A 15,123-nucleotide genomic window follows, 5' to 3' on the forward strand; every position below is an offset into this window, starting at 1 on the left:
CCCATCCGGACCGCGACCCCGCCGCGTCAGGCCGGGGTCCGGGTCCCGGCCTCCCGTCCCGCCCGGCGCCCCGCCCCGCGCCCACCACCGAACACAGGGAACAGACATGTCCGCACCCCGCACCCTCCACCTCAACGCCTTCCTGATGAACGCCGGCCACCACGACGCCGCCTGGCGCCACCCGGACAGCGCCCCGGAGCGCGTCACCGACCTGCGCTACTTCCAGGACCTGGCCCGCACCGCCGAGCGCGGACGGCTCGACTCCATCTTCTTCGCCGACGGCCTCGCCCTGTGGGGCAAGGCCCGCTACAACGCCCTCGGCGGCTTCGAGCCGCTGACCCTGCTCTCGGCGATCGCCGCCGTCACCGAGCACATCGGGCTGATCGCGACCGTCTCGACGACCTTCAGCGAGCCCTTCCACACCGCCCGCAAGTTCGCTTCCCTCGACCACATCAGCAACGGGCGCGCCGGCTGGAACATCGTCACCTCCGGCACCGTCGACGAGGCCCGCAACTTCAACCGGGACGAGCACCTGGAGCACGGCCTGCGCTACCAGCGGGCCCGCGAGTTCCTCGATGTCGCCACCAAGCTCTGGGACAGCTGGGAGGACGACGCGATCGTCCTCGACAAGGAGCGCGGCATCTACGCCGACACCGACAAGCTCCACCCGGCCGGCCACCGGGGCGAGCACTTCGGCGTCGCCGGCCCGCTCAACGTGCCCCGCTCGCCGCAGGGTTACCCGCTGCTCGTCCAGGCCGGCTCCTCCGAGGCCGGCAAGGAGTTCGCCGCCCAGTACGCCGAGGCCGTCTTCACCGCCCAGCAGACCCTCGCCGACGGCCAGACCTTCTACAAGGACCTCAAGTCCCGCCTCGCCCGCCACGGCCGCGCCGAGGGCGACCTCCTCGTCCTGCCCGGCATCGCCCCCGTCATCGGCTCCACCGAGGCCGAGGCGAAGGCGCTGGAGCAGCAGCTCACCGACCTCCAGGTGCCCGAGTACGGGCTCGCCCAGCTCTCCGGGATGCTCGGCATCGACCTGACCGGCGCCGATCTCGACGGCCCGCTGCCCGAGCTGCCCGAGGAGCGGGACATCAACGGCAACAAGAGCCGTTTCACGCTGGTCGCCGAACTCGCCCGCCGTGACGGGCTCAGCCTGCGCGAGCTGATCGCCCGCCTCGGCGCCGGCCGCGGCCACCGCGTGTTCGCCGGTACCCCCGAGCAGATCGCCGACCAGCTGGAGGAATGGTTCACCCAGGGGGCCGCCGACGGGTTCAACATCATGGCGCCCGTGCTGCCCACCGGACTCACCGACTTCGTCGAGCACGTGGTGCCGATCCTCCAGCGGCGCGGACTGTTCCGCACCGAGTACACCGGCGCCACCCTGCGCGAGAACTACGGCCTGCCCCGCCCCGCCAACCGGTACGCGAAGGGGACGGCATGAGCGATCTCCTCGCCGACGTCCTCGTCGTCGGCGGTGGACCGGCCGCGACCTGGGCCGCGCTGAAGGCGGCCGAGGACGGAGCCCGCGTCGTCCTCGCCGACAAGGGCTGGTGCGGGACCAGCGGAGCCACGGCCGCGGGCGGCACCGGCGTCTGGTACGTGCCGCCCGAACCCGTCGCCCGGGAGGCCGCCATGGCCTCCCGGGAGGGTCTCGGCGGCCACCTCGCCGACCGGCGCTGGATGGCCCGGGTCCTCGACGAGACGTACGAACGGATCAACGAACTGGCCGTCGAGGGCCGCTACCCCTTCCCCACCGGCCCCGACGGACAGCCGCTGCGGGGCGGCCTCCAAGGCCCCGAGTACATGCGGCGGATGCGGATCCGGGTCCGCCGCGCCGGGGTCCGCGTCCTCGACCACAGCCCCGTCACCGAACTGCTCACCGACCGGGACGGAGCCGTCGCTGGAGCCGCCGGGCACCGGCGCCAGGCCGGCGGTTGGGCATCGACCCCTTCACCGACAGGTTCGCCGTGACCCTGCTGGCCGAGGGCACCGTCCGGGGCACCGGCGGGATCCGGATCACCGGCGACGACTGCGCCACCGGGATCCCCGGCCTGTACGCCGCCGGCGACGCGGCCACCCGCGAGGAGATCTGCGGCGGCTTCACCGGGGGCGGCAGCCACAACGCCGCCTGGGCGATCTCCTCCGGCAGTTGGGCCGGGCGGGGCGCCGCCCGGCACGCGCGCTCCCTCGGCTCGGGCAGCGCCGCCGCCCGGCGGATCGGCGGGGCCGGAGGAGCGGGGCTCCGCCCGACGGGGAGCGCCGCCGCGCCCCTCGACCACCGAGAGGCCGTGGAACTCGTACAGCGGGAGGTGCTGCCCTACGACAAGAACTACCTCCGCCACGGGGAGGGGCTCACCGCGGCGCTGCGGTCCCTCGACGCCGGCTGGGCGCAGTCGCGCGCCCGCTTGCACGGCGAGGGGCCGCGCTGGTCAAGGCCCGGCAGGCGGCGGCGATGACGGCGCACGCGCGGTGGATGTACGCCTCCGCGTTGGCCCGCACCGAGTCCCGCGGCATGGCCCGGCGCCTGGACCATCCGGGGCAGGACCCGACGCAGCACCACCGGATCCTGGCGGGCGGGCTCGACCGGGTGTGGGCCCGCCCGGCGGTCGGGCACGGGGCGGGGGTGGCGGTGTGATCGAGCTGGTCTCCGCCGAGCGTTGCATCGCCTGTGACAAGTGCGTCGAGGTCTGCCCCACCGACGTCTTCGAGCGGGGCCCGGACGGGATCCCGTTCCTGGCCCGGCACGAGGACTGCCAGACCTGTTTCCTGTGCGAGGCCAACTGCCCGGTCGACGCCCTGTTCGTGTCCCCGCTCACCCGACCGCAGCCCGAGGACCCGGCCGTACGGGACGAGGGTGCCCTGGCGGGCAGCGGCCTCGGCGGTTACCGGCGGGAGATCGGCTGGGGGCACGGTCGTACCCCCGGGACGCTGAGGGCGGTCGGCCCCTCGTTGGGCGGTCCCGGGAGGCCGATCATCTCCTGACGGCGGCGCGCGGTCCGCCGGAGCGGCCTGCTCCGGCGGACCGTCGGCGCGTCGTGGGGCGGGGCGCCTCAGACGGTGAGGACGATCTTGCCCCGGGTCCGGCCCCTGGCGCTCAGTTCCCAGGCCTCGGCGGCCTCCGCGAGCGGCAGGGCGTGCTCGACGTTGACGGTGAGCCGGCCCGATTCGGCGAGTTCGGCGAGGGCCGTGAGGTGGGCCGTGTCGGCCCGGGCCCAGATGTGCCGGGCGCCCTTGGACCCCGCGTCGTTGTCGGCGATGGAGATCACCGGGCCGCCCGCGCGGACCACCGACTGGAGGAGTTCGACGCCGCCCTCGCCGTAGAAGTCGAGTCCGGCGTCCACGCCCTCGGGGGCCAGCGCGCGGATCCGGTCGGCGACGCCCTCCCCGTACAGCACCGGTTCGGCGCCGAGGCCGCGCAGGTAGTCGTGGTTGTGGGCGCCGGCGGTGCCGATGACCCGGGCGCCGAGGGCGACCGCGATCTGCACGCCCAGCGAGCCGGTGCCGCCCGCCGCGGAGTGGATGACGACGGTCTGGCCGGCCGTGACGCCGGCGCGGGTGATGGCCTGGTACGAGGTCAGACCGGCGAGCGGCAGGCCTGCGGCCTGCTCGAAGGTGAGCCCGCGCGGTTTGCGGGCGATCGTGCGGACGGGGGCGGCGACGAGCTCGGCGTAGGTGCCGAGCTGCACCCATTCCTTGCGGACGTAGCCGTAGACCTCGTCGCCGACGGCGTAGTCGTCGGTGTCCGGGCCGACGGCCTCGACGACGCCGGCCACGTCCCAGCCGGGGATCACGGGGTGGCGCACTTCGAGGACCTGCCCGAGGAAGCCCGCGGCGAGCTTCCAGTCGACGGGGTTCACCCCGGCCGCCTTGACCCGGATCAGCACCTCGCTGGGGCCGACCTTCGGTTCCGGTACGTCAACCAGCTCTAACCGGGTGGGGGTTCCGTACGCGTTGTATGTGATTGCCTTCATGGTCATCCCAACCCGACGGCCAGGTCGGCTATTCCGCTTTTCTTCGCGCGTGACGCCGTGCCAACGCCTTCAGGCGGGCAGCGTGTTGCGGTGGGAGCGCCGGCGGGCGGCGCTGAGCAGGGCCTGGATCTGGGCGCCCGACTGTTCCACGTCGTCCAGGGGCGAGGGGAACGCCAGCCGGACGTCGCGGTGGCCGCGCCGCTCCTCCAGCCGCAGGGTGATCCCGTACCGGTCGAGGGCGAGCGGCAGGGCCCGCACGACCGCGGCCGACGGTAGCGGGCTGACCAGCCGCAGCAGCAGGGTGACCAGCTCGGGGTGGTCGTCGAGGAGGTGGGTGAGCATGCCCGCCTCGTAGGGGGCGAGCGGGTCGGGCCAGGCCTCGTCCAGCTCCGTCAGCCCGATGTACGAGGTCCCCTCCGAGGTCTCCAGGACCGCCCTGCCGTACTCCACGCAGGTGCTGTCCCCGGGGGCCGAGTTCTCGTCGGCGTAGGGGGTGAGCAGGTGGCCCAGGACGGTGACGCGGGCCCGGACCCGGTCGCGCACCGGGGTGGGCGCGATGTCGGTGAACTCCAGCCGGATCGCGGAGCGGTCGTCGGCCGCGGGGGAGGAGTGTCCGGCGGCCGGCGCGGCCGGGTGCAGGTGGAGCCGGCCGAGCACGTCGCCGCCGTCGAGTTGGCGCACCTCGCTGCGCACCCCGTCGACGACCACCGTCATCGAGTGGGCGGCGGCCAGGATGGACCGGACCCGCTCGGCGTCGGTCGGCCGGGCGGCGGGCGTGGCGGCGGGGGCACCGGGCAGGCGCATGCGGATCTCTCCCTCTCGTAGCGAGTTAGGTATGCCTAACCTAACCTATTCCGTTATTCGGGAGTACCCCTCGTACGAGCCGCCCGAGGGTCTCGGCGATGCGTTCGGGCGGGAAGCCGGGGGGCGTGCCGCCTGACCGGGTACGCGCCGGCCCCGCGCGTGGGCGCGCCCCGCCCCGTACGTCGCCGACGCGAACCGACGACCCAACAGGACGCCCCGTGCCAGCGGAAGGTACCGCTCCGGATGTTCGACCGCGGCGGCGTGGACGACCCCGGCGACCTGGTGATCCGATCCATCGTCACGCCGCGGGGGTTCGCGTTCCGTGAGCAACCGCTCGGCGGCGGCCCGGATCCGGGCGCGCACGCCGCCGCGGCGGCCCGCGCGCGGGGCAGGGTGATCGGGGTGCGACGACCGGGCCGGGAGGCGGCCCGCCGTGCGCCCCCGGCGTCCGCGATGTCGCGTACCGTACGGACCTCGTCGCCATTGGTCAGGGCGGCGGCCCCACGTGCTTCGTGTCGCTGTTGGGCTGAACGGGTGAAACACGAGAGGATGGGCGGATGCACATGAAGCGCATGGCCGAGGCGGCCCGGTGAGCAGGTACGACGTCACGGACGAACAGTGGGAGGGACTCGCGCAGGTGGTGCCCCTGCGCAGTCGCAACGAATGGCCCTCCCGGGTGGACCACCGCACCATCCCCAAGGGTCCCGGGGCGGCGGCGGCCGAACAGCGGCGCTTCGTGGTGATCCGGGTCCAGATCTTCGCCGACGCGCGCGAGGTCGCGGAGTACCTGATCGCGCAGATCCCCGTCCTGCTGGACCTCACGGGCGCGGACGGCGAAGTGGCCAAGCGGATCCTCGACTTCAGCAGCGGCGTGGTCTTCGGACTGGGCAGCGGGATGCACCGGGTCGACCGGAACGTCTTCCTGCTGGCCCCGGTCGGCACCGAGGTCGAGGGAATCGCGGCCGCGGCCGTCCCCCGATCGTAGGAAGGTCGCGGCGGCGGAACGGTTCGCCGCGTCCCCGGGTGGTCCGGCGGCCCGTACCGTCCGGCCATGGACGTCACCTTGGACGTGCGCCGCCCCCCGGCCGCCGCGACCGAAACCCCCACACGCCCGACCGCAGCCCCGACGGACGCCCGGCCGCGCCCGACCGGCGCTCCGGACACCCCCACCTGCCCGACCGCAGCCCCGACGGACGCCCCGCCGCGCCCGACCGGTGCCCCGACGGATACCTCCACACCTACGGCCGCAGCTCCGGCGGACGCCCCGCCGCGCCAAGCCGGCGCGACGGACACCCCCACCGTTCCCGGCATTGCCGCGCCCGCCGCTTTCGGCGCTGCCGCGCCCACCGTTCCCGGCGCTGCCGCGCCGCCCACGCCCACCGCCCCCGCCTTCCCCGGCGCCGCCTTCCCCGCCCCCGCCGTTCCCGCCCCCGCCGTTCCCGGCGCCGCCGTGCGCGGCGCTTCGGCGGGGCCGACGCATCAGCGGCCCACCGTCACCGAATTACGGCTCTCCGCCTTCGCGTCGCACCGGGCCGCGGTGTTCCCGCTCGGGCCCGTCACCCTCTTCGCCGGACCGAGCGGCAGTGGCAAGTCCCAGGCGCTGGCCGCCTACCAGGCCCTGGCCGCGCTCGGCAGCGGAAGCCCGCTCGACGACGTGTTCCGGGACCCGGTGGCCCGGGTCCCCGAGACGGCCGTCCCCGACGCCGACGGGCGGCGCGGGTTCCGGATCGGCTGCACCGTCGACGGCCCCGTCGGACCCGTCCGTCTCGACCTCGCCGTACAGGCCGAGCCCGAACTGCGCGTCGTCGGCGAACGGCTCTCGCAGGACGGACAGATCCTGCTCAGCACCGCCCTGCGCGACCCCCGGCGGCGCTCCGTCCAGGCCGGCTGGTTCACCGGCGGCGCCGTCGGGGTCACCCGCGCCCCGTTCCCGGACGACCGGCTCGGCACCGCCCTGCTGCCCCTGCGCGTCGCCGGATCCACCGCCGGGCAGCGGCGCGTCCTGGCCGCGGCCGAGCAGGTGGTGGTGGCGCTGCGTTCGGTGTTCCCGTGCGACCCCCGCCCCGAGCGGATGCGCGGACCCGTCACGCCCGGCGAGGGCCGGCTGCGCGGCGACTGCGCCAACCTGGCCGACGTGCTGCGCCGGACCCGCCACGAATGCGGCACCCGGCACGCCCTGCTCGCCGCGGCGGCGCGCACCGGCTGCGCGGGCCCGGTGGCCGCACTCGACGTACGGGTCTGCGAGGGCGAACCGGGAGGCGGCGACGGCGCCTTCGGCGCGTTCCAGGCGGCGCGCACCGGCCTCGTCACCGGCCTGCTGGACCGCGGCCCGGGACGCCCCGCCACCGAACTCGGCCGGCTCGCGGCGGGCGAACTCCGCTTCCTGGCACTGGCCCTGGTCCTGCTCACCGGCCCCGGCGTGCTGGCCGTGGACCCGGCGGCGGAACTGCTGTCCGCCCGACAGGCGCTGACCGTGCTCGCCGACGACCTCGACCGCGGGCTCGACCGGCGCCAGAGCGCCGAACTGCTGCGGCTGGCCCTGCTGTCCGGGGTGCGCGGCCACATCCGACTGGTCGCCGCCATCGGGGAGGACACGGCGGAAACCGCCCGGGAGCTGCCGGGCGTCTCGGTGGTAGACCTGTCCCCATGAACGCCGTACCCATGGACGACAGTCAGGACTTCCCCGCGGACTGTTCGGAGAACTTCACCGCGTCCTCCCGGGAGGGCTCCCACGAGGCCTGCGGGGAGGCCGCCTCCGAGGACGCGTCGCGGGGGCCCGCGGGGGAGGAGCGGCTCCACCGGCTCCAGCGGCGGCTCGCCGCGTTCGCGGACGCCCGGGGCTGGGGTCCCTACCACACGCCCAAGAACCTGGCCGCGGCCCTGAGCGTGGAGGCGTCGGAACTGGTCGAGATCTTCCAGTGGCTGACACCGGAACAGTCCGCCGCGGTGATGGAACAACCCGAAACCGCAGACAAGGTGGCCGATGAGGTGGCCGACGTATTGGCGTATCTGCTGCAATTCTGTGAGGTCCTGGGGGTGGACGTGCTGGACGCGCTCGCCGCGAAGATCGAGCGGAACGAGGTTCGTTTCCCGGTGACCGGAACCTCGACCATTGATCGTCACTCTTCGGAGTGATGGCGTCGTCCACAACCACGTTTTGTGTCCACAGATTTCCGAATACCCCTGGCTTTACTGGCTCGTTGCCTTCACTCTGGGTAGTGGAGGACGGCGGATGTCGTGCGGACGGGGGACGGCATATGGATGCGGTACGGCTCATCGCGGCCGGCCGGCACGCGCTGGCACAGAGCGGGGCTGCGTGGGACATCGTGAGCGAGGCCTGGCAGGCGCAGGCGCTCGCCCAAGGAGTGGGGAGCTGGCTGGCGGTCACCGGGCCGCCGGAGCTCAGAGCGGAGGCACGAGGCCTGGGAGAAGCGGGAGGCAGAGGCTGCGGGGTGATCGACCGGGCGGCGCTGCGGGGCGAGGGCACCGCGCCGCAGCAGCCGCCGAGGGCGGCGCAACTGACCGGCGTGGCCGAGATACGTCCGGCGCTCCTGGGACTGCAGGCGCTGCTCGGCGAGGTCGGCATAGCACTCGTCGGAGTGGCCTGCGGGACGGACGACGAGAGCCTGTACTGGCAGTCCATGGAGTCCATCGACGCCGCGGACGAGTCGAGCGACCGGGTACGGGCACTGCTGCGCCGGATGACCGTCCGGGAACGCGGATCGGCCTCGGGCGTCGCCTGAGGCCGTCGCCGGGTTCGCCCGGGGTCCCGTAGCGGGCGACGGGACCCCGCACGCTCAGCGGGACCGGTCGCGGTCGCGCTCGTCCTCGTACGCGTGGTGGCCCGGAACGGGCGCGGCGGCCGGCTCGGCGCGGTCCGTGGCGTGCTGGAGGTCGGCGTCGAGCTGCGACAGGTCGGCGTTCAGCGCCGCCATCAGCTCCTCCATCTGCTGGAGCAGGCCCTTCGGGGCGCCGCCCGGGGCGGGAACCGCCCCCTCCTGGCGTGCGCCGTCGTGGGTCGCCCGGCCGGTCGGCGCGGTCTGGTGGCGGGTTTCCGGCACGGCCTCGTGGGACATGGCGGCCTCCTCGGCCCTGGGCCCTTCCCCGGGGGAAGGGGGCGGTGGACGCACCGGACGGTGGGCCGCCGGCGCGCGGGCCGGCGGTCCGGCTCCGTCCGAGCCAACGATCCCCATCGGTGCCGGTCACTGGCGGGCCGGCGGGCGCCGCGTCGGGTTGACGCAGATTCACCCCGCGGGGGTGGCGGACGGGCAGGATGGGAGGCATGGATCTTCGCATTTTCACCGAACCCCAGCAGGGCGCCGACTACGAGACCCTCCTGACCGTCGCCAAGGCCACCGAGGACCTGGGCTTCGACGCGTTCTTCCGTTCCGACCACTACCTGCGGATGGGCTCCGCCGACGGCCTGCCCGGCCCCACCGACGCCTGGATCACCCTCGCCGGCCTGGCCCGCGAAACCAAGCGCATCCGGCTCGGCACGCTGATGACGGCCGGCACCTTCCGGCTGCCCGGCGTCCTCGCGATCCAGGTGGCGCAGGTCGACCGGATGTCGGGCGGTCGGATCGAGCTGGGCCTGGGCGCCGGTTGGTTCGAGGAGGAGCACAAGGCGTACGGCATCCCCTTCCCGGCGGAGCGGATGTCCCGACTGGAGGAGCAACTGGCCGTCATCACCGGCCTGTGGGCCACCGCCCCCGGCGCCACGTTCGACCACCGGGGCACCCACTACCAGCTGGAGAACTCGCCGGCCCTGCCCAAGCCCGCCCAGGCCAAGGTGCCCGTCCTCATCGGCGGACACGGCGCGAAGCGCACCCCGCGCCTCGCCGCCCGCTACGCGGACGAGTTCAACATGCCGTTCGCCTCGATCGACGACAGCCGCCGACAGTTCGCCCGCGTCCGGGCCGCCGCCGCCGAAGCGGGCCGCAAGGCCGAGGAACTCGTCTACTCCAACGCCCTCGTCGTGTGCGTCGGCAAGGACGACGCGGAAGTGGCCCGCCGGGCCGCCGCCATCGGCCGCGAGGTGGACGAGCTGAAGGCCAACGGCCTGGCCGGCTCGCCGGACGAGGTCGTCGAGAAGCTCGGCACCTACGCCGCCATCGGCTCCTCCCGCGCCTACCTCCAACTCCTCGACCTCGACGACCTGGACCACCTGCAACTGATCTCCGACCGGGTGCTGTCCCAACTCGACTGAACCACCGGGAGCCACCGACATGCCCCGTGCGACCGGCCCGCTCGCCGCCGCCCTCGCCCAACGCACCCTGCTCCTGGACGGCGGACTGAGCAACCAGCTCGCCGACCAGGGCTGCGACCTGTCCGGCGCCCTCTGGACGGGCCGGGTCCTCGCCGAACGCCCGGACCAGGTCGAGGCCGCCCACACGGCGTACGCGCGGGCCGGCGCCGAGGTACTGACCACCGCCGGCTACCAGATCGGCCCCGACCACCCGGACGCCACCACCCTGCTGCGCCGGGGCGTCGCCCTGGCCGACGCCGCGGCCCGGGCGGCCGACCACGAGGTCTGGGTGGCCGCCTCGGTGGGCCCGTACGGGGCCGTCCTCGCGGACGGCTCGGAGTACCGGGGCCGGTACGGGCTCACGGTGCGCCGACTCGCCGCCTTCCACCGCCCCCGCATCGAGGCGCTCGCCGCCCCCGGCCCCGGGGCGCCGGACATACTGGCCCTGGAAACCGTCCCGGACACCGACGAGGCCCGGGCCCTGGTCGACGTACTGGCCGGGACCGGGGCCCGCGCCTGGCTGAGCTACACCGTCGCCGCCGGCCGCACCCGGGCCGGCCAACCCCTCGCCGAAGCCTTCGCGCTCGCCGCCGCGTCCCCGCAGGTGATCGCGGTCGGCGTCAACTGCTGCGATCCGGCCGAGGTGCTGCCCGCCCTCGAAGCGGCCGCCGCCGTGACGGACAAGCCGCTGCTGGCCTACCCCAACGACGGCTCCCTCTGGGACGCGGCCACCCGGACCTGGCACGCCCCGCCCCCCGGCGCCCCCTGGCCCACCACGGCCTGGCGGCGCGCCGGAGCCCGACTCCTCGGCGGCTGCTGCCGGATCACCCCGGACCACATCGCGCGGCTGCGCGCCGCCCTCGCGCGGGAACCGACGGGCGGCGGGGACGGCACCCGGCGCGACCACCCCCGACCGGGGTGAAAAGCAGTGGGCCGCGAGCGCGCCGGGACACATACTGAAGCGCATGTTCCTGACGATCAGCGCGACCGGCTCGACCGAGAAACCTGCCACTGACCTGGGCTTCCTGCTGCACAAGCATCCCGAGAGGACGCAGGCGTTCTCCACCTCCCACGGCACGGCCCACGTGTTCTATCCGGAAGCCACGGCCGAGCGGTGCACGGCCGCCCTGCTCCTGGAGGTGGACCCCGTCGCCCTCGTGCGGCGCGGTCAGGGCAAGGGCCGCGGCGGAGCCCCCGACTCCGCCCTCGCGCAGTACGTCAACGACCGCCCCTACGCGGCCTCCTCCCTGCTCGCTGTCGCCCTCAGCGGGGTGTTCCGCAGCGCCCTCAAGGGGGTGTGCGCGGCCCGCCCCGAGCTGCCGGGCCGGCCGCTCCCGCTGCGCATCGAGATACCGGTCCTGCCGGCCCGCGGCGGCGAGCAGCTCGTGCACCGCCTCTTCGACCCGCTCGGCTGGGAGTCCGTACGGACCGAGCCGATCGCGCTCGACGAGCGGTTCCCCGCATGGGGGGACAGCCGGTACGTGCGCCTCGTCCTCGAAGGCGAACTCAAGCTGGACGACGCCCTGCGCCAGCTGTACGTCCTGCTGCCGGTGCTCGACGACGGAAAGCACTACTGGATCGCCCCCGACGAGGTCGACAAACTGCTGCGCGCCGGAGACGGTTGGCTGGCCGCGCACCCCGAGCACGCACTCATCACCGCCCGCTACCTGGCCCGTCACAAGCGCCTCACCCAGGACGCCCTGGAGCGCCTGGAACTGGCCCGGCTGGCCGAAGCCGACGGCAGCGAGGTCGAGGAGCTCGACAACGCGATCGACGAGTCCCGGGACACCGAGGACCGGCCGGTGCCGCTCGCCGTCCGGCGCCGCGACGCCATCCTGGCCGCGCTGCGCGCCGCCGGCGCGGCCCGCGTCCTGGACCTGGGCTGTGGCCAGGGCCAGCTGGTCCAGGCCCTGCTCAAGGACGTCTCGTTCACCGAGATCGTCGGCGTCGACGTGTCGATGCGGGCCCTGGGCACCGCCGCCAAGCGGCTGCGGCTGGAGCGGATGGGGGAGCGGCAGGCCTCCCGCGTCCGGCTGCTGCAGGGCTCGCTCGCCTACACCGACAAGCGGCTCGTCGGCTACGACGCGGCGGTGCTCAGCGAGGTCATCGAGCACCTCGACCTGCCGAGGCTGCCCGCGCTGGAGTACGCCGTCTTCGGCGCGGCCCGCCCGCGCACCGTCATCGTGACCACCCCGAACGTCGAGTACAACGTCCGCTGGGAGTCCCTGCCCGCCGGGCACGTCCGCCACCGCGACCACCGCTTCGAGTGGACCCGCGAGGAGTTCCGCACCTGGGCCGGCGAGGTCGCCGACCGGTACGGGTACACCGTCGTCCACCTGCCCGTCGGGGACGACGACCCCGAGGTCGGGCCGCCGACCCAGATGGCGGTCCTCACCCAGGCGCACGGCGCCCCGGACGCCATCAACACCACGACCGGCACCACCACCACCGAGACCCCGAAGGAGGGCGAGGCGGCATGAGCGTCACCGAGACCCCCCGCGGCACCCGTCGCGTACTTCCCGTCACCGACCTGTCCCTCGTCGTGCTGATCGGGGCCACCGGATCGGGCAAGTCCACCTTCGCCCGCACGCACTTCAAGCCGACCGAGGTCCTCTCCTCCGACTTCTGCCGCGGCCTGGTCGCCGACGACGAGAACGACCAGAGCGCCAGCAAGGACGCCTTCGAGGTCCTGCACCACATCGCCGGCAAGCGCCTCGCCGCCGGACGCCTCACCGTCGTCGACGCCACCAGCGTCCAGGCCGAGGCCCGCCGCGGGCTGGTCGCCCTGGCCCGCGCACACGACGTGCTGCCCATCGCCATCGTCCTCGACCTGCCCGAGGCGGTCTGCGCCGAACGCAACGCCGCCCGCCCCGACCGGGCGGGCTTGCCGCGCCGGGTCATCCAGCGCCACCGCAGCGAGCTGCGCCGTTCGCTGCGCGGACTGGAGCGCGAGGGCTTCCGCAAGGTGCACGTCCTGCGCTCCGTGGAGGAGGTCGAGTCGGCCGAGGTGGTGCTGGAGAAGCGCTTCAACGACCTCACCCACCTCACCGGCCCCTTCGACATCATCGGTGACATCCACGGCTGTTCCTCCGAGCTGGAGACCCTGCTCACCAAGCTCGGCTACCGCGACGGCGTCCACCCCGAGGGCCGCACCGCCGTCTTCGTGGGCGACCTCGTCGACCGCGGCCCGGACAGCCCCGGCGTCCTGCGCCGCGTGATGGGCATGGTCGCCTCCGGCCACGCCCTGTGCGTCCCCGGGAACCACGAGAACAAGCTCGGCCGTTACCTGAAGGGCTCCAAGGTCCAGCAGACCCACGGCCTCGCCGAGACGATCGAGCAGCTCGGGCGCGAGTCCGAGGAGTTCGTCAAGGAGGTACGGGAGTTCATCGCCGGCCTGGTCAGCCACTACGTCCTCGACGGCGGCCGACTGGTGGTCTGTCACGCCGGCCTGCCCGAGAAGTACCACGGCCGCACCTCCGGCCGGGTCCGCTCGCACGCGCTGTACGGCGAGACCACCGGCGAGACCGACGAGTTCGGCCTGCCCGTGCGCTACCCGTGGGCCGAGGACTACCGCGGCAAGGCCGTCGTCGTCTACGGCCACACCCCCGTCCCGAACACCAGCTGGATCAACAACACCATCTGCCTCGACACCGGAGCCGTCTTCGGCGGCCGGATGACCGCCCTGCGCTGGCCGGAGCGCGAACTGGTCGACGTACCGGCCGAGAAGGTCTGGTACGAGCCGGTCAAGCCGCTCGTCACCGAGGTCCCGGGCGGACACGACGGCCGTCCGCTCGACCTCGCCGACGTCCACGGTCGCCGGATCGTGGAGACCCGGCACCTGGGCAACGTCAACGTCCGCGAGGAGAACGCGGCCGCCGCCCTGGAGGTCATGAGCCGCTTCGCCGTGGACCCCCGACTGGTGCCCTACCTCCCGCCCACCATGGCGCCGACCGCCACCGCGAAGGACGACGCCCGCGCCGGAGCCGACGGCGGGTCCTTCCTGGAGCACCCGACCGAGGCCTTCGCCCAGTACCGCGCCGACGGCGTCGAGCGCGTCGTGTGCGAGGAGAAGCACATGGGCTCCCGCGCCACCGTCCTGCTGTGCCGCGACGCGGCCACCGCCCGCGGGCGGTTCGGCGTGAACAGCGGGGTCACCGGCTCCCTCTACACCCGCACCGGCCGACCCTTCTTCCAGGAGACCGAGGTCACCGAGGAGTTCCTCGGCCGGCTGCGCGCCGCCGTCGACGCCGCCGGGCTCTGGGAGGAGTTGGACACGGACTGGCTGCTCCTCGACGGGGAGCTGCTGCCCTGGTCGCTGAAGTCCACCGGCCTGCTCCGCAACCAGTACGCCGCCGTCGGCGCCGCCGCGCGCGCCGTCTTCCCGGACGCCGTGGCCGCGCTGGAGGCGGCCGCCGCCCGGGGCGTGGAGACCGGCCCGCTGCTGGAGCGGCAGCGGGGCAGGGCCGCCGACGCCGCCGCCTTCACCGAGGCGTACCGGCGCTACTGCTGGACCACCGAGGGGCTGGACGGCGTACGGTTCGCGCCGTTCCAGCTGCTCGCGGCGGCCGGGCGCTCCCTGGCCGCCGTACCGCACGACGAGCAGTTGGCCTGGCTGGACCGGCTCGCGTCGGCGGACGAGGAGGCCGGTATCGGCCTGCTGCGCCGCACCGGCCGGGTGTTCGTGGACACCGGCGACGAGGCGTCGGTGAAGGCGGCCACCGACTGGTGGCTCGATCTGACGGCGACGGGCGGCGAGGGCATGGTCGTCAAGCCGCTCCAGGCGTATGCCCGCGACGGCAAGGGCCGGTTGGTCCAGCCCGGCGTCAAGGTCCGCGGCCGTGAGTACCTGCGGATCATCTACGGGCCGGAGTACACCCGCCCCGACCACTTGGAGCGCCTGCGCGGCCGGTTCCTCGGGCACAAGCGCTCCCTGGCCCTGCGCGAGTACGCGCTGGGGCTGGAGGCCCTGGACCGGCTGGCGGCCGGGGAGCCGCTGTGGCGGGTCCACGAGGCCGTCTTCGCGGTCCTCGCCCTGGAGTCGGAGCCGGTCGACCCCCGGCTGTGAGGGCGCGGGGCGCCGGGCGGGCCCCGGGGCCGGTCCGGGGC

16 protein-coding genes are annotated in these 15,123 nt (G+C 74.4%); 13 read left to right on the plus strand and 3 right to left on the minus strand.

Annotation, left to right across the window (positions count from 1 at the left end):
* The first annotated feature begins 106 nt into the window (after positions 1 to 106).
* From AB0D46_RS16680 to AB0D46_RS16700, 5 genes are read left to right on the plus strand one after another with little or no spacing between them, the layout of a single operon-like run.
* Positions 107 to 1,438, plus strand: coding sequence for an LLM class flavin-dependent oxidoreductase (locus AB0D46_RS16680; RefSeq protein WP_362878046.1), 1,332 nt, complete (start codon positions 107 to 109; stop codon positions 1,436 to 1,438).
* Positions 1,435 to 1,968, plus strand: coding sequence for an FAD-dependent oxidoreductase (locus AB0D46_RS16685; RefSeq protein ID WP_362878047.1), 534 nt, complete (start codon positions 1,435 to 1,437; stop codon positions 1,966 to 1,968). Before AB0D46_RS16680 ends, AB0D46_RS16685 begins: the two co-directional genes overlap by 4 nt.
* Positions 1,965 to 2,453 carry a hypothetical protein gene (locus AB0D46_RS16690; RefSeq protein ID WP_362878048.1) on the plus strand — a complete coding sequence of 163 codons (489 nt, stop codon included), beginning with the start codon at positions 1,965 to 1,967 and terminating at the stop codon, positions 2,451 to 2,453. Before AB0D46_RS16685 ends, AB0D46_RS16690 begins: the two co-directional genes overlap by 4 nt.
* Positions 2,450 to 2,632 (plus strand): hypothetical protein, encoded by a 183-nt coding sequence (locus tag AB0D46_RS16695; protein WP_362878049.1) that lies wholly within the window; start codon positions 2,450 to 2,452, stop codon positions 2,630 to 2,632. The genes AB0D46_RS16690 and AB0D46_RS16695 overlap by 4 nt, the downstream gene beginning before the upstream one ends.
* Positions 2,629 to 2,979 carry a ferredoxin family protein gene (locus AB0D46_RS16700; RefSeq protein WP_362878050.1) on the plus strand — a complete coding sequence of 117 codons (351 nt, stop codon included), beginning with the start codon at positions 2,629 to 2,631 and terminating at the stop codon, positions 2,977 to 2,979. Before AB0D46_RS16695 ends, AB0D46_RS16700 begins: the two co-directional genes overlap by 4 nt.
* Positions 2,980 to 3,047: 68 nt before the next feature.
* Here the strand turns inward: AB0D46_RS16700 and AB0D46_RS16705 are convergent, their stop codons facing one another.
* Positions 3,048 to 3,968: an NADP-dependent oxidoreductase gene (locus AB0D46_RS16705; RefSeq protein WP_362878051.1), complete on the minus strand. Its 921-nt coding sequence runs from the start codon at positions 3,966 to 3,968 to the stop codon at positions 3,048 to 3,050.
* Between the two features lie 69 nt (positions 3,969 to 4,037).
* On the minus strand, positions 4,038 to 4,772 hold the full coding sequence (locus tag AB0D46_RS16710; RefSeq protein WP_362878052.1) for a DUF2470 domain-containing protein: 735 nt from the start codon (positions 4,770 to 4,772) through the stop codon (positions 4,038 to 4,040).
* Positions 4,773 to 5,361: 589 nt separating this feature from the next.
* Here AB0D46_RS16710 and AB0D46_RS16715 point away from each other — a divergent pair.
* From AB0D46_RS16715 to AB0D46_RS16730, 4 genes are all read left to right on the plus strand, one after another.
* Positions 5,362 to 5,757, plus strand: a complete 396-nt coding sequence (locus tag AB0D46_RS16715) for a cell division protein SepF (RefSeq protein ID WP_362878053.1) — start codon at positions 5,362 to 5,364, stop codon at positions 5,755 to 5,757.
* Between the two features lie 465 nt (positions 5,758 to 6,222).
* A complete protein-coding gene (locus AB0D46_RS16720) occupies positions 6,223 to 7,422 on the plus strand; it encodes an ATP-binding protein (protein ID WP_362878063.1) in 1,200 nt (399 codons plus the stop codon).
* Positions 7,419 to 7,907, plus strand: coding sequence for a nucleotide pyrophosphohydrolase (locus AB0D46_RS16725; RefSeq protein ID WP_362878054.1), 489 nt, complete (start codon positions 7,419 to 7,421; stop codon positions 7,905 to 7,907). Before AB0D46_RS16720 ends, AB0D46_RS16725 begins: the two co-directional genes overlap by 4 nt.
* Positions 7,908 to 8,029: 122 nt before the next feature.
* A complete protein-coding gene (locus AB0D46_RS16730; RefSeq protein WP_362878055.1) occupies positions 8,030 to 8,515 on the plus strand; it encodes a DUF6099 family protein in 486 nt (161 codons plus the stop codon).
* 54 nt (positions 8,516 to 8,569) lie between these two features.
* Here the strand turns inward: AB0D46_RS16730 and AB0D46_RS16735 are convergent, their stop codons facing one another.
* Positions 8,570 to 8,848, minus strand: coding sequence for a hypothetical protein (locus AB0D46_RS16735; RefSeq protein ID WP_362878064.1), 279 nt, complete (start codon positions 8,846 to 8,848; stop codon positions 8,570 to 8,572).
* Between the two features lie 206 nt (positions 8,849 to 9,054).
* Here AB0D46_RS16735 and AB0D46_RS16740 point away from each other — a divergent pair, with 206 nt between their 5' ends.
* The 4 genes from AB0D46_RS16740 to AB0D46_RS16755 are packed head-to-tail and all read left to right on the plus strand — an operon-like array spanning position 9,055 to position 15,082.
* Complete coding sequence (locus AB0D46_RS16740; protein WP_362878056.1) at positions 9,055 to 9,978, plus strand: LLM class F420-dependent oxidoreductase; 924 nt, start codon at positions 9,055 to 9,057, stop codon at positions 9,976 to 9,978.
* A gap of 19 nt (positions 9,979 to 9,997) precedes the next feature.
* The gene (gene mmuM, locus AB0D46_RS16745) at positions 9,998 to 10,939 is read left to right on the plus strand and encodes a homocysteine S-methyltransferase (RefSeq protein ID WP_362878057.1); all 942 of its coding nucleotides are present in this window, start codon (positions 9,998 to 10,000) and stop codon (positions 10,937 to 10,939) included.
* A 43-nt stretch (positions 10,940 to 10,982) separates the two neighbouring features.
* A complete protein-coding gene (locus tag AB0D46_RS16750) occupies positions 10,983 to 12,497 on the plus strand; it encodes a 3' terminal RNA ribose 2'-O-methyltransferase Hen1 (protein WP_362878058.1) in 1,515 nt (504 codons plus the stop codon).
* Positions 12,494 to 15,082, plus strand: a complete 2,589-nt coding sequence (locus AB0D46_RS16755; RefSeq protein WP_362878059.1) for a polynucleotide kinase-phosphatase — start codon at positions 12,494 to 12,496, stop codon at positions 15,080 to 15,082. The genes AB0D46_RS16750 and AB0D46_RS16755 overlap by 4 nt, the downstream gene beginning before the upstream one ends.
* Positions 15,083 to 15,123: the final 41 nt, after the last annotated feature.

Origin of the sequence: Streptomyces sp. NPDC048383 (assembly GCF_040651775.1) — a bacterium.
Classification (GTDB): Bacteria; Actinomycetota; Actinomycetes; order Streptomycetales; family Streptomycetaceae; genus Streptomyces.

Coding starts and splice junctions, on each gene's coding strand:
- AB0D46_RS16680 (WP_362878046.1), top strand. CDS start 107: ATGTCCGCACCCCGCACCCTCCACCTCAACGCCTTCCTGATGAACGCC.
- AB0D46_RS16685 (WP_362878047.1), top strand. CDS start 1,435: ATGAGCGATCTCCTCGCCGACGTCCTCGTCGTCGGCGGTGGACCGGCC.
- AB0D46_RS16695 (WP_362878049.1), top strand. CDS start 2,450: ATGACGGCGCACGCGCGGTGGATGTACGCCTCCGCGTTGGCCCGCACC.
- AB0D46_RS16705 (WP_362878051.1), bottom strand. CDS start 3,968: ATGAAGGCAATCACATACAACGCGTACGGAACCCCCACCCGGTTAGAG.
- AB0D46_RS16710 (WP_362878052.1), bottom strand. CDS start 4,772: ATGCGCCTGCCCGGTGCCCCCGCCGCCACGCCCGCCGCCCGGCCGACC.
- AB0D46_RS16725 (WP_362878054.1), top strand. CDS start 7,419: ATGAACGCCGTACCCATGGACGACAGTCAGGACTTCCCCGCGGACTGT.
- AB0D46_RS16730 (WP_362878055.1), top strand. CDS start 8,030: ATGGATGCGGTACGGCTCATCGCGGCCGGCCGGCACGCGCTGGCACAG.
- AB0D46_RS16735 (WP_362878064.1), bottom strand. CDS start 8,848: ATGTCCCACGAGGCCGTGCCGGAAACCCGCCACCAGACCGCGCCGACC.
- AB0D46_RS16740 (WP_362878056.1), top strand. CDS start 9,055: ATGGATCTTCGCATTTTCACCGAACCCCAGCAGGGCGCCGACTACGAG.
- mmuM (WP_362878057.1), top strand. CDS start 9,998: ATGCCCCGTGCGACCGGCCCGCTCGCCGCCGCCCTCGCCCAACGCACC.
- AB0D46_RS16750 (WP_362878058.1), top strand. CDS start 10,983: ATGTTCCTGACGATCAGCGCGACCGGCTCGACCGAGAAACCTGCCACT.
- AB0D46_RS16755 (WP_362878059.1), top strand. CDS start 12,494: ATGAGCGTCACCGAGACCCCCCGCGGCACCCGTCGCGTACTTCCCGTC.